The organism is Amycolatopsis sp. NBC_01307, from assembly GCF_035975215.1.
Classification (GTDB): Bacteria; Actinomycetota; Actinomycetes; order Mycobacteriales; family Pseudonocardiaceae; genus Amycolatopsis.
The window spans coordinates 6,292,782-6,306,625 of sequence record NZ_CP108403.1; the positions used below are offsets into that span (position 1 = coordinate 6,292,782).

9 protein-coding genes are annotated in these 13,844 nt (G+C 70.2%); 6 read left to right on the forward strand and 3 right to left on the reverse strand.

Translation table 11 applies throughout. From position 1 onward, the window contains the following. Positions 1-20 precede the first annotated feature (20 nt). Complete coding sequence (locus tag OG439_RS26995; RefSeq protein WP_326943619.1) at positions 21-842, forward strand: PHP domain-containing protein; 822 nt, start codon at positions 21-23, stop codon at positions 840-842. A 113-nt stretch (positions 843-955) separates the two neighbouring features. Here the strand turns inward: OG439_RS26995 and OG439_RS27000 are convergent, their stop codons facing one another. Continuing rightward, a complete protein-coding gene (locus OG439_RS27000) occupies positions 956-1,975 on the reverse strand; it encodes a Glu/Leu/Phe/Val dehydrogenase dimerization domain-containing protein (RefSeq protein ID WP_326943620.1) in 1,020 nt (339 codons plus the stop codon). Positions 1,976-2,055: 80 nt separating this feature from the next. Between OG439_RS27000 and OG439_RS27005 the strand changes: the two genes are divergently transcribed. The 3 genes from OG439_RS27005 (at position 2,056) to OG439_RS27015 (ending at position 3,503) form a co-directional block, all read left to right on the forward strand. Then, positions 2,056-2,511, forward strand: coding sequence for an Lrp/AsnC family transcriptional regulator (locus OG439_RS27005; protein WP_326951622.1), 456 nt, complete (start codon positions 2,056-2,058; stop codon positions 2,509-2,511). A 126-nt stretch (positions 2,512-2,637) separates the two neighbouring features. Then, positions 2,638-2,895, forward strand: a complete 258-nt coding sequence (locus OG439_RS27010) for a hypothetical protein (RefSeq protein ID WP_247055854.1) — start codon at positions 2,638-2,640, stop codon at positions 2,893-2,895. Between the two features lie 41 nt (positions 2,896-2,936). Continuing rightward, entirely contained in the window at positions 2,937-3,503 is a 567-nt protein-coding gene (locus tag OG439_RS27015; protein ID WP_326943621.1) for a GNAT family N-acetyltransferase, read from the forward strand. A gap of 56 nt (positions 3,504-3,559) precedes the next feature. Here the strand turns inward: OG439_RS27015 and OG439_RS27020 are convergent, their stop codons facing one another. Both OG439_RS27020 and OG439_RS27025 read right to left on the reverse strand, forming a co-directional pair. Beyond that, positions 3,560-6,280, reverse strand: a complete 2,721-nt coding sequence (locus tag OG439_RS27020; protein ID WP_326943622.1) for a GH92 family glycosyl hydrolase — start codon at positions 6,278-6,280, stop codon at positions 3,560-3,562. Positions 6,281-6,563: 283 nt separating this feature from the next. Then, a complete protein-coding gene (locus OG439_RS27025) occupies positions 6,564-7,196 on the reverse strand; it encodes a YigZ family protein (RefSeq protein WP_326943623.1) in 633 nt (210 codons plus the stop codon). 547 nt (positions 7,197-7,743) lie between these two features. Between OG439_RS27025 and gltB the strand changes: the two genes are divergently transcribed. Both gltB and OG439_RS27035 read left to right on the forward strand, forming a co-directional pair. After that, the gene (gene gltB / locus OG439_RS27030) at positions 7,744-12,315 is read left to right on the forward strand and encodes a glutamate synthase large subunit (RefSeq protein ID WP_326943624.1); all 4,572 of its coding nucleotides are present in this window, start codon (positions 7,744-7,746) and stop codon (positions 12,313-12,315) included. A 65-nt stretch (positions 12,316-12,380) separates the two neighbouring features. Further along, the gene (locus OG439_RS27035) at positions 12,381-13,832 is read left to right on the forward strand and encodes a glutamate synthase subunit beta (protein ID WP_326943625.1); all 1,452 of its coding nucleotides are present in this window, start codon (positions 12,381-12,383) and stop codon (positions 13,830-13,832) included. Positions 13,833-13,844: the final 12 nt, after the last annotated feature.

Here is a 13,844-nt window from a genome sequence, read left to right on the forward strand (position 1 = left end):
TCGGTGGCACGATCCGCTGTGTGACGATCGACTTGCACGCCCACAGCACGGCCTCGGACGGCACGACCCCGCCCGCGGACCTGCCGCGGCTGGCGGCCCGGGCGGGCCTGACCGTGGTCGCGCTCACCGACCACGACACGTTCGCCGGCCTGGCTCTCGCGGCGCCCGCCGCCGCGGAAGCCGGGGTCGAGCTGGTGCCCGGCGTCGAGATCTCCTGCCGGCTCGACGACGCCGAGGTGCACCTGCTCGGCTACTTCGCCGACCCGGCGGACGCGTCGCTGGCGGCCGAGCTGGAGCTGATCCGCACCGACCGCGCCCGCCGCGCGGTCCGGATGGTGGAACGCTGCCGCGAGCTGGGCGCGCCGATCACGCTGGCCCAGGTGGCGGCGATCGCCGCCGGCGCCCCGCTGGGCCGCCCCCACATCGCGGCGGCCCTGGTGGCAGCGGGCGTGGTGACGGACGCGTTCACACCGGACTGGCTCGCCGACGGCGGCCGCGCGGACGTCCCGAAGCACGTCCTGCCCACGACGGCCGCGATCGCCCTGGTCCGCGCGGCCGGCGGCACGGCGGTGCTGGCCCACCCACGCTCGTCGAAGCGCCGGGCGGAGGTGTCGGACGCCCAGCTGGCGACGTTGGCCGCGGCAGGACTGGCCGGGCTGGAAGCGGACCACCCGGAGCAGCCACCGGAGGTCGGGCGGCGGCTGCGGGAGGTGGCGGCGGAGCTGGGGCTGCTGACAACGGGCTCGAGCGACTTCCACGGCGACCGCAAGCCGGTCCGGCTGGGCGACTTCACGACGGCGCCCGAGGTGCTGGCCGCCCTGCGCCCGGCCGCCGTGCCGTGAGGGGCACCCTCAGGGCGCTTAAGTCCCTGAGGGTGCCCCTCACGACTTTGCGGCCGTGAAGGTGCCCCTCACGGCGCTTACCGCCCTGAAGGTGCCCCTCACGACCTCCGGCTTCAGCGAGCGCTGGGTGCCGTAAGACGGCGCTCGGCCAGCGCGGCCGCCTCGCGCAACGGCGTCGTCGAGTGCGCCCGCGCGGCCGTGAGGATGCCCTCCACCGTCCCTTCGATCGACTCGACGCGGGCCAGCGCGGCGTCGTGGTCCAGGCCCTCCGCCTCCCGCGAAAGCGTGTACAAGATCCCGCCCGCGCTCGCGACGTAGTCCGGCACCCACAGCACGCCCCGGGCGGCCAGCGCGTCCGCGACGGCGTCGTCGGTCAGCTGGTTGTTCGCCGGGCCCACCACCAGCGGCGTGTCGAGCCGGGCCACGCTCTCCGGGCTCAGCACGCCGCCCACCGCCGCCGGGATGACGACGTCCGCCGTCAGGGTGAGCGCTTTCTCCGGCGGGACCCACTCGAAGCCGCGAGCCTCGGCACGCTTCGCCGGGTCGACGTCCGAGACCACCACCGACGCGCCCGCGGCCTGCAGGCTCGCGGCCAGGTGCGCACCCACGGCGCCGTAGCCGCTGATCACCACCCGGCGGCCGGCCATCGACCGCGTGCCCGACGCCGCCCGCAGCGCGGCGAGGACGCCGATCGCCGTCGGGCCGCTCGAGGAGCCCGTGCCGCCCGCGGACTCGGGTGTGCAGAACGCGTGCGGCGAGACCTCGCGCAGCACCTGCATGTCGGCCGGGCCGGTGCCGACGTCCGGGCCCGCGAGGTACGCGCCGTCGAACGAGGCGATCAGCTCGGCGTGGTCCAGAAGGACGTCCCGCCGTTCCGCCGGAGAGAGCACCCGGCCGGGCTCCAGCGCGATGACGCTCTTCGCACCGCCGAAGTCCAGCCCGGCGACCGCGCACTTCGCGGTCATCGCCGCCGACAGGCGCAGGACGTCGTCGACGGCGTCGGTCAGGTTCGGATAGGACTTGAGGCGGCAGCCGCCGACGGCCGGGCCGAGGACGCTCGAATGGATCGCGACCATCGTGGTGACGCCGGATCGGCGGCCACGGCGGGCGATGAGCTGCTCATGTGCGGTCATGGGCACTGAAGTTAGAGTGATCGTCGGCGATGTCGACATGTCGCCGAACTAAATTCGGCAATCACGAGGAGCACCCGATGCTGGACGAACTTGATTCGGCGATCGTGCGCCTGCTGCAGGAGGACGCCCGGCAGACCAACCGCGAGATCGCCCGGAAGGTCGGCATCGCGCCGTCGACGTGCCTCGAACGGATCCGGCTGCTGCGGGAGCGCGGCGTCATCCGCGGTTACCACGCCGACATCGACCTCGCGAGCCTCAACCGCGGCGTCCGGGCCATGGTCGCGGCGCAGGTGCGGCCGCTGAGCCGGGCCGTCATCGACACCTTCCAGCGCTCGATCGCCGAACTGCCGGAAGTGTTGTCGGTGTACGTGACCGCGGGTAGCGACGATTTCCTGATCGAAGTCACCGCCCCCGACATCGACGGGCTGCACGCGTTCCTCACCGACCGCCTCGCGATCCGCCGGGAGATCGTCGGCTTCCGCACTTCGATCATTTTCCGGCACCTGCGCAAGACGACGTTGGAACCACTGGCCTAAGGGGTACCCGGACGAAGACTGCGCATCACCCCTGAATACACCCCCTGAATACCCGGATTCGCACGCTGAGAGGGGAAACTGCCGGTGGTGAAGCGTCTAATGAAAACGACGGAAGGAGGCACCGCCATGATCACCACGTTGAACCATCGTGAGCGGGCCACACTGAGAGCCGTGGCCGAGGGTCACGCCGAAATCAGCTGCAGCTGCGAGCCCGACCTCTTCATCGACGGCCTGAGCTGCTGCGATCAGTCCACCGTGCACCGGCTGGCCCGCCTGGGCCTGATCGCGCCGGCCCGCCCGGGCAAGTGCGGCCAGCGCGTCCCGGCACTACTCACCGAAGCCGGTTCGCAAGCACTGGGTGAGGTCTTCGCGACCGCCGCGTAATTGCGTTGCCGCGCAGTGGGGGCCCTGCCAGCATCGCCCGAATGCACGTATTCCTCGAGACCGAGCGGCTGATCCTGCGCCGGTTCACCGAGAGCGACGCCGACGCGCTGTTCGACCTCTACGACGACGCCGCGGTGATGAAGTACATCGACGGGGGCCGGCCGGCGGATCGCACGGAGATCGTCACCCTCGACCTCCCCGCGTTCCTCGGCTACTACGAGCGGTCCCCCGGTTACGGGTTCTGGGCCGCGATCGAGAAGAGCACGGGCGATTTCCTGGGCTGGTTCCACTTCCGCCCGCGGCCGACGGACCCGCCGGACGAGCCCGAACTGGGCTACCGGCTGCACCGAGCGGCCTGGGGCAAGGGCTACGGCACCGAAGGCTCGGTGGCGCTGCTCGCGAAAGGCTTCGACGACCTGGGGGTCAAGCGCGTCACGGCGTTCACCATGACGGTGAACCAGCGCTCGCGGCGCGTCATGGAAAAGCTGGGGATGACGCTCATCCGCACGTACTTCGACGAGTTCCCGGAGCACGACCTCGCCCCGGGCGCGGAACACGGCGAAGTCGAGTACGCGATCACGCGCGAGCAGTGGGGGCGGCGGTCGTGAGTGTTCAGGGCGGTTAGAACCGCCCTAAACACTCACGACGAGCTGCGGCAGAAGACTCAGCCGTGGACCTCGAACTCGTAGATCCGCGCGGCGCCGTTGCCGTCGTTGGCCGCGGTGGTGATGTTCAGCTTCACGTAGCGGGCCGACCTGGCGGTGATCGGGTGGTACGTGCGGCTGGCCCGGGAACCGGTCACGGACGCGACCGTCGTCCAGTTCGTGCCGTCGGTCGACGTCTGGATCGTGAACGCCCCGGTGTTCCAGGCCGTGGTCTCACCGCCGAGGCCGGCGTGCTCGACCACGAACGACGACACGTTCTGCGCCGACCCCAGGTCCACCTGGAGGAACTTCGTGGCGGCCGTGGTGCAGAACTTGCTGTTGTTCATCAGGCTGCCGTCGACGGCGTTGCCCGCGCCCTCGGCCGAGTTGCACGCCGCCGAGCCCGTGGCGGCCTTGCCCTGCGCCAGGTTCGTGCCGAGGTTCGGCGCGGCGGCCGGCGGCGTGAAGCCGTCGTTGTACGACGGCGGGACGTCCGCCGCGTTCGTGCCCCACGCGCTCGGCGACGAGCCCATCGTGTAGTTCAGCGTCGACGCGCCCGCGATGTCGCCGTAGCGGATCCACGACTTCGTCGTCGCGGTCCCGTTGACGCTCAGGCTCTGCACGTACTGCGAGCCCTGGCCGGCGCCACTGCCGTTGATCTGGATCGTCCCGCTCGGGCGGATGATCGAGACCGCCGGGAACAGCGGGCCGTGCAAGGCGAGGACGTCCGCGCCCGGCGTCGCCGGGTACATCCCCAGCGCGGCGAAGACGTACCACGCCGAGGTCGCGCCGAGGTCGTCGTTGCCGGGCTCGCCGCCCGCGCCGGTGGTGAACGACTCGTTCATCACGCGCCGCACCGCCGAGCTGGTGCCCTGCGGGTGGGCGGCGTAGTTGTACGCCCACGGCACGCCGTGCTCGGGCTCGTTGCCGATGTAGAAGTACGGCTGGGTGAGGCCGCCGTTGAGCTGCGTGAAGTGGTGGTCCAGCCGCTGGACGGCGGTCTTCGCGCCGCCCATCAGGTTGATCAGGCCCTGGTAGTTGTAGGGCACCATCCAGGTGTACTGCGACGGGTTGCCTTCGGTGTAGCCGCTGTTGCTCGACGGCACGACCGGCCAGGCGAACGTGCCGGTGCTGCCCCGCGGCTGGATGTAGCCGGAGTCGGTGCCGTACACGTTCTGCCACCACTGGGCGCGCTGCATGTAGGTGTTGTACTTCGTGGTGTCACCGACGGCTTTCGCGAACTGCGCCACCGCGAAGTCCGACGCCGAGTACTCGAGCGAGTCCGACGGGTCCTCGGTGACGTAGTGCCGGCTGACGTACCCGGACTGGCGCCCGCGGATCGCCTGCCCCTGCGCGGCGCCGCCGTTGGAGCTCTTGTCCATCAGCGTCAGCGCGGCCGCCGTGTCGAAGCCGCGGACGCCGAAGGCGTACATGCTGCCGACGACGATCGGCCCGGGGTCCCCGGTCATCACGAAGTGCTCGTTGTTGTTGTGCGACCACTTGGGCAGCAGCCCGCCCTGCTGGCCGTCGAGCACCATCGACTTCGCGATGTCGCTGGCTTCGTTGGGTGCGACCAGCCCGATCAACGCCGCCCACGACCGGTAGATGTCCCAGCCGGAGTAGTTCTGGTACACGGTGTGCGTCGCGGTGTGGATCGCCTGGTCGAACCCGCGGTACTGGCCGTTGGTGTCGCTGGCGATGTTCGGGTTCTGGAACACGTGGTACAGCGCCGTGTAGAACTTCTGCAGGTCCGCGGCGGCGCCTCCGGTCACCTGGACGCGGTTGAGGATGGTGTTCCAGCTCGTGTCGGCCGCGGCGCGGACCCCGGCGAAGTCGAACCCGGGGTTCTCGGCCGCGAGGTTCGCCTGCGCGTTGGCCAGGCTGACGAACGAGATGCCGACCTTCGCCTGCACGGTCGTGTTGCTCGAGGTGTCGAAGGTGACGTAGCCGCCGGAGTTCGTGCCGCTGGTGCTCGCGGACCCGGCGCTCACCGTGCCGCCGAGCCAGGTGCCGAAGCCGCTGGGCGCGCGGTCGAACTGGACCACGTAGAAGATCTGGTAGGTCTTCGACGACCCGCAGAAGCCGCCGCCGGTCACCGTGCCGGTGAGCTGGCTGCCGCTGATGGCGATCGACCCGTTGCGGTTGCCGGTCGCGCTGCGGCCGGTGTTGACGAGCAGCCGCGCGGTCGTCGTGTTCGGGTAGGTCAGCTTCATGGAGCCGGACCGCTGGGTGGCGGACAGTTCGACGGTGGTGTTGTAGTTGTCGAGCTTGTTCTTGTAGTAGCCGGGCGCGGCCGACTCGTTCGCCTTCGTGTAGCGCCCGGCGTACCCGGTCCAGCCGGTGCCCGGCGACGTCCCGATCGCGCCGGTGATCGGCAGCAGGCCGAGGTCCTCGTTGTTGGGGCAGCCGGCGCCGTTGAAGTGGGTGAGGCTGAACTCTTCGATGCTGGTGTCGCTGTAGCGGTAGCCGGACGGCGACCCGGTCGGGGTGTCCGGGCTGAACTGCGTCATCCCGAACGGCACGACGGCGCCCGGGTACGTGCTGCCGCCGGCGCCGCCGGGCACCGGGTTGGGCGAGTTGCTGTTGTCCGTGCCGATGAAGGGATTCACGTACTGCGTAAGGGCGAGCGTCGCGGCGCCGGCGGCCGGAGCGGGCAGCGCGGCGAGCCCCGCGCCCACGAGGACCGCGGCGAGCGCCGCTCCCCGAAGCCGTCTCCTGAACCTTGACAGTGGTCCGGACATGGAACCTTCCTCTCCTCGGCACGCAGTGGCTGACAACGTTGTCAATCGGCCCGAAAGCTGCACTTTCCCAGGGAAAGTGCAGCTTTTTGAGGCTCGTGAGGCTGATGTGGTGATCGAGGGTGGTGCGCGGCCCGGTTCGGGGCGGGCCGGGTGATCCGGTGGTCGGGGGAAGGACATGGTGCCACGGGCGAATACCTCCGCGGTAGCACCGAAAGTCCGAATCCCCCTTGTGCGCCAACCGAATGCGCGCGTGGTCAGCCCACTACCCGGTGGTGGTCCGCACTCACGCGCCCCCGGTGACCCACTGCTCGCCGAGTTCGACGGCCTTCGCTTCGCCGCCGGTGAGGTCGGCCAGCCAGCTCGCGAACACTTCGGACTCGCCGGGCGCCAGGCCGATCTCGAAGCGGGCCAGCTCGTCGAAGCGCGTCGCGCGCAGGACGTAGCGCGACGCGCGCAGGTCGTTCTCCAGCCGGCCCGCGCGGTCGTAGCTCACGGCGACCTCAACCACTTGGAGTCGACGGTGTTCTAGTACGCCTACTACGTCGATCGCTTGTGCCACAGCCTGTCCGTACGCGCGGATGAGCCCGCCCGCGCCGAGCAGCACCCCGCCGAAGTAGCGCGTCACGACCGCGACCGTGTCCGTCAACTCCCGGCGGCGCAGCACTTCCAGCATCGGCGTGCCCGCGGTGCCCGCCGGTTCCCCGTCGTCACCGGAACGCCGGGTCCGTCCATCCGGGCCGAGAACGAAGGCGAGACAGTGGTGCCGGGCGCCCGGTTCGGCGCGCCGCCGGCCCGCGATGAACGCGCGCGCGGCCTCCTCCGACGTCACCGGAGCGAGCGCGCAGAGGAAGCGGGAGCGCTTGATCTCGACCTCGTGGCTGCCCTCCCGAGCCACGGAGAGATAACGATCAGTCATCGGCCGGGTTCACCATGTACCCAGCTTCTCACCCCGGAGCCGGGCACCGGCACCCGCCTCGGACCACTTGAGACGGACGTTTCCGCAGGTCAAGGTGATATTTCACGCGGCAGAGGGAGACGCGGCCCGGCATATGGGACTGCCCCCGTGCCCGTCAACGCAAGCGTGGCATTTCCCACCCGGGGGCGACGACGTATGTCGATAACAGCGAATTCACACTATCGTCATAAGACCCGGCGAACCCGGGAGTAACACCGCGCGCTCCGGCTGACCCCCACCACAGTGGTCTGCCTCTGCGCGCACGCAGTACCGAACACGTTCGGCTGCCCAGTGTTGTGCGGCCTCCCAGATGACCCGCGTCCGGTTTCCGGGCTCTTTCGGTGACGCCGACCAGCCCGGCCGATACCTCGCGGCATCTTGCACCTCGACAACAGCAACTGTTCTCGACTGACCATCGCGGTACCGGACCACTTCGTTAACCGGTTCAGTTCGAACCACTCGATGAGGTGAGTACCGGTCACGCCAACGCCTTGGGAGGCGGCCAGCCGTGACCCACCGTGCCAGTGCCCTCCCCCCGTCGGGGGAGCAGCTCAGCAACGCCGAGGCCAAGGGCCTCTACCGGAGCGAATACGAACACGACGCCTGCGGTGTCGCGTTCGTCGCCGACCTCACCGGACGCCGGGATCATGCCATCGTCGCGAAGGCCCTGGTCGCGTTGCGCAACCTGGAACACCGCGGGGCGCGGGGCGCCGAACCGGATACCGGGGACGGCGCCGGGCTCCTGATCCAGATCCCGGACGAGTTCTTCCGCGAAGTCGTCGATTTCGCCCTGCCCGAACCGGGCACCTACGCCGTGGGCACCGCTTTCCTGCCCCAGGACGAAAAACGCCGCGGCCGGGCCATGACGACTATCGAGCGCATCGCGGCCGAAGAGGACATGCGTGTGCTCGGCTGGCGCGAGCTGCCGGTCAACCCCGAGCACTGCGGGCCGACCGCGGCCGAGACGATGCCGCACTTCACGCAGCTGTTCCTGGCCGCGCGCCGCCCGAAGCCGGAGCACGCCGACCCGCTGTCGATCGAGCGCAGCGCGTTCTGCGTCCGCAAGCGCGTGGAGCACGAGCTGGCCGCGGAGGACGTCTACTTCCCCAGCCTGTCCTCGCGCACGATCGTCTACAAAGGAATGCTCACCGAGCCCCAGGTCGAGCGGTTCTTCGCCGACCTGACCGACGAGCGCGTCACCAGTGCCATCGGCCTGGTGCACTCCCGCTTCTCCACCAACACGTTCCCGTCGTGGCCGCTGGCGCACCCCTACCGGTACGTCGCGCACAACGGCGAGATCAACACCCTGCGCGGCAACCGCAACTGGATGGACGCCCGCGAGGCGCTGCTCGAGACCGACCTGATCCCGGGCGACCTCAAGCGCATCTACCCGGTGATCACCCGCGGGGCCAGCGACTCGGCGTCCTTCGACGAGGTCCTGGAGCTGCTCCACCTCGGCGGCCGGTCACTCCCGCACGCGGTGCTGATGATGATCCCCGAGGCCTGGGAGAACCACCAGGAGATGGACCCGGCGCGCCGCGCCTTCTACGAGTTCCACTCGACGCTGATGGAGCCGTGGGACGGCCCGGCGCTGGTCGCCTTCACCGACGGCAGCCAGATCGGCGCGGTGCTCGACCGCAACGGCCTGCGTCCCGGGCGCTACTGGGTCACCGACGACGGCCTCGTCGTACTCGCCTCCGAGGTCGGCGTGCTCGACATCGACCCGGCGACGATCGTCCGCAAGGGACGGCTCGAGCCCGGCCGGATGTTCCTGGTGGACACCGAGGCCGGCCGGATCGTCGAGGACGAGGAGATCAAGGGCGAGCTGGCCACCGCGCACCCGTACGACGAGTGGGTCGAGGCCGGGCTGCTGCAGCTCGACGAGCTGCCCGAGCGCGACCGCGAGGTCCCGCTGCACGCCACGCTCGTGCGCCGGCAGCAGGCGTTCGGCTACACCGAGGAAGACCTCGAAACCATCCTCGAACCGATGGCCCGCACCGCCGCGGAGCCGATCGGGTCGATGGGCAACGACTCGCCGCTGGCGTCGCTCTCCAGCCGGCCGCGGCTCATCTTCGACTACTTCATCCAGCTGTTCGCCCAGGTCACGAACCCGCCGCTGGACGCGATCCGCGAAGAGCTGGTGACGGCGCTGGGCGCGCAGATCGGCGCCGAGCCGAACCTGCTCGTCGGCAACTCGGCGTCGTGCCGCCGGATCGCGCTGCCGTTCCCGGTGCTCGACAACGACCAGCTCGCCAAGCTGGTGCACGTCAACGACGACGGTGACCTGCCCGAGTTCCAGGCCGTCACGGTGCTCGGCCGGTACAACGTGCACGGCGGTGGCGAGGCCCTGGTCAAGCGGCTCGACGAAATCCGCACCGAGGTGTCGGAGGCGATCGAGGACGGCGCGCGGGTGATCGTGCTGTCCGACCGCGGGACCGACGAGGACCACGCGCCGATCCCGTCGCTGCTGCTGACCGGCGCGGTGCACCACCACCTCGTCCGCGAGAAGACGCGCACGCAGGTCGGCCTCGTCGTCGAGGCCGGCGACGCGCGCGAGGTGCACCACATCGCGCTGCTCGTCGGCTACGGCGTCGCCGCGGTCAACCCGTACCTCGCGATGGCGACCGTCGAGGAGATGGCCCACCAGGGCCTGATCCCGGGCGTGACGCCGAAGGAGGCGACCCGGAACCTGATCAAGGCGCTGGGCAAGGGCGTCCGCAAGACGATGTCCAAGATGGGCGTCTCGACCGTCGCGTCCTACACCGGCGCGCAGATCTTCGAGGCGATCGGGCTCGGCGAAGAGGTCATCGAGAACTGCTTCACCGGCACGACCTCGCGCCTCGGCGGCGTCGGCTTCGACACCCTGGCCGAAGAGGTCGCGAAGCGGCACCAGTACGCGTTCCCGGCCGACGGCGTCCGCGCCGCCCACCGCCAGCTGGAGACGGGCGCGGACTACCAGTGGCGCCGCGAGGGCGAGCCGCACCTGTTCAACCCGCAGACCGTGTTCAAGCTCCAGCACTCCACCCGGTCCGGGAAGTACGACGTCTTCAAGGAGTACACGAAGGCCGTCGACGACCAGGCCGAGAAGCTGCTGACGCTGCGCGGGCTGTTCGGCTTCAAGTACGGCGAGCGGCCGCCGGTGCCGATCGACGAGGTCGAACCGGTCTCCTCGATCGTCAAGCGGTTCGCCACCGGCGCGATCTCCTACGGCTCGATCTCGATGGAGATGCACCAGACCCTCGCCATCGCGATGAACCGCCTCGGCGGGAAGTCCAACACCGGCGAAGGCGGCGAAGACGCGGAGCGGCTTTACGACCCGGAGCGGCGAAGCGCCGTGAAGCAGGTCGCGTCGGGCCGCTTCGGCGTCACGAGCGAGTACCTCGTCAACGCCGACGACATCCAGATCAAGATGGCGCAGGGCGCGAAGCCCGGTGAAGGCGGGCAGCTGCCCGGCGCGAAGGTGTACCCGTGGATCGCGAAGACGCGGTACTCGACACCGGGTGTCGGCCTGATTTCGCCGCCGCCGCACCACGACATCTACTCGATCGAGGACCTCGCCCAGCTGATCCACGACCTCAAGAACGCCAACCCGGCCGCGCGCATCCACGTGAAGCTCGTGTCCGAGGTCGGCGTCGGCACGGTCGCGGCGGGCGTCTCGAAGGCGCACGCCGACGTCGTGCTCATCTCGGGTCACGACGGCGGGACCGGCGCGTCACCGCTGTCGTCGATCAAGCACGCCGGCGGCCCGTGGGAGCTGGGCCTGGCCGAGACGCAGCAGACGCTGCTGGCCAACCGGCTGCGCGACCGGATCGTCGTGCAGACCGACGGCCAGCTCAAGACCGGCCGGGACGTCGTCATCGCGGCGCTGCTCGGCGCCGAGGAGTTCGGGTTCGCGACCGCGCCGCTGGTGGTGTCGGGCTGCATCATGATGCGCGTCTGCCACCTCGACACCTGCCCGGTGGGCGTCGCGACGCAGAACCCGAAGCTGCGCGAGAAGTTCAGCGGCAAGGCCGAGTACGTCGTCAACTTCTTCGAGTTCATCGCCCAGGAGGTGCGGGAGTACCTGGCGGAGCTGGGCTTCCGGACGATCGCCGAGGCCGTCGGGCACGCGGAGTTCCTCGACAAGCGCAAGGCCGTCGACCACTGGAAGGCGGCCGGGCTGGACCTGTCGCCGATCTTCCACGTGCCGGACATGGCCCCGGCCGGCCTGCGGCTGCAGCAGACGCAGCAGGACCACGGGCTCGAGAAGGCGCTCGACAACACGCTGATCCAGCTCGCCGAAGGCGCCCTGAACTCGGGTGACAAGGTGCGGCTGGAGCTGCCCGTGCGCAACGTGAACCGGACCGTCGGCACCATGCTCGGCTCGGAGCTGACCAAGCGGTGGGGCGGCGAAGGGCTGCCGGACGACACCATCGACGTCACCTTCACCGGGACCGCGGGCCAGTCGTTCGGCGCGTTCGTGCCGAAGGGCATCACGCTGCGGCTCTACGGCGACGGCAACGACTACGTCGGCAAGGGTCTCTCCGGCGGCCGGCTGATCGTGCGCCCGTCCAAGGAGGCGCGCTACGCCGCCGAGGAGCACATCATCGCCGGCAACGTGATCGGCTACGGCGCGACGAGCGGCGAGATCTTCATCCGCGGCAAGGTCGGCGAGCGGTTCTGCGTGCGCAACTCGGGCGCGCTGGCCGTCGTCGAAGGCGTCGGCGACCACGGCGCGGAGTACATGACCGGCGGCCGGGTGGTCGTGCTCGGGTCGATCGGCCGCAACTTCGCGGCCGGCATGTCCGGCGGCGTCGCGTACGTGCTGGACCTGCCCGCGCACCGCGTCAACCCGGAGATGGTCGACCTCGACCCGCTCGACTCCGAAGACGCGGACTTCCTGCGCGAGGCCCTCGAAAAGCACTACGACGAAACGGAGTCCGCGGTCGCGCGCGCCCTGCTCGCCGACTGGGACGCCGGCGTCGACCGGTTCGGCAAGGTCATGCCGAAGGACTACAAGCGCGTGCTCGCCGCCCAGGTGCAGGCGGAGCGGGACGGGCGCGACGTGAACGAGGCGATCATGGAGGCAGCTCATGGCTGAAAATCGCGCAGCCAGCCATGAGTGCCGACCGGGTGCGGGTGTCCCGCAAGAAACGGAGGCCGCACATGGCTGACCCCAAGGGCTTTCTGACCACCACGCGCGAAGAGCCGACGCGCCGTCCGGTCGACCTGCGGCTGATGGACTGGCGCGAGGTCTACGAGGACTTCGCGTCCACGAAGCTGGAGAAGCAGGCCGGCCGCTGCATGGACTGCGGCATCCCGTTCTGCCACCAGGGCTGCCCGCTCGGGAACCTCATCCCGGAGTGGAACACGCTGGTGTGGCGGGAGGACTGGCAGCAGGCGGCCGACCGGCTGCACGCGACCAACAACTTCCCGGAGTTCACCGGCACCCTGTGCCCGGCACCGTGCGAAACCGCGTGCGTGCTGGGGATCAACGACGATCCGGTGACCATCAAGCGCGTCGAGATCTCGATCATCGACCGCGCCTTCGCCGAGGGCTGGGTGACGCCGGAGGTGCCGGCCGCGCGCACCGGCAAGAAGGTCGCGGTCGTCGGGTCCGGCCCGTCGGGTCTTGCCGCGGCGCAGCAGCTCACGCGCGCGGGCCACAGCGTCGTGGTCCTCGAGCGGGCCGACAAGATCGGCGGGCTGCTGCGCTACGGCATTCCCGAGTTCAAGATGGAGAAGCACCGCCTGGACCGCCGGCTCGCGCAGATGGAGGCCGAGGGCACGGAGTTCCGGACGTCGGTGAACGTCGGCGTGGACCTGTCGGTCGCCGAGCTGCAGTCGTCGTACGACGCGGTGGTGCTGGCCGGCGGCGCCACGGACTGGCGCGACCTGCCGATCCCCGGCCGCGAGCTCGAGGGCATCCACCAGGCGATGGAGTTCCTCCCGCCGGCCAACCGGGTCGCGTCGGGTGACCTCGAGTCGTCGCCCTTCGACGCCTCGGGCCTCGACGTCGTCGTCATCGGCGGCGGCGACACGGGCGCGGACTGCGTCGGGACGTCCCACCGCCAGGGCGCGCGGTCGGTGACGCAGCTGGAGATCATGCCGCGGCCGCCGGAGGCCCGCTCGGACGCGCACCCGTGGCCGACCTACCCGATGATCTACCGGGTGTCCTCGGCGCACGAAGAGGGCGGCGAGCGGCTGTACTCGGTGAACACGCAGGAGTTCGCGGCCGACGCCGACGGCCGGGTGCGCGCGCTGAAGCTGGTCGAAGTGCGCAACGAGGGCGGCAAGTTCGTCCCGGTCCCCGGTTCCGAACGCGAGCTGCCGGCGCAGCTGGTGCTGCTGGCGATGGGCTTCCTCGGACCGCAGAAGAAGGGCCTGATCGAGGACTTGGGCGTCGAGCTGGACGCGCGCGGCAACGTCGCACGCGACAAGACGTTCAAGACGAGCCTGGACAACGTGTTCGTAGCGGGCGACATGGGCCGAGGCCAGTCGCTGATCGTCTGGGCGATAGCGGAAGGCCGTTCCGCAGCCGCGGGCGTCGACGCGTTCCTGACGGGCCGCGGCATCCTGCCGGCCCCGATCGCCCCGACGGACCGCCCGCTGACGTAAGACCCGGCGCCG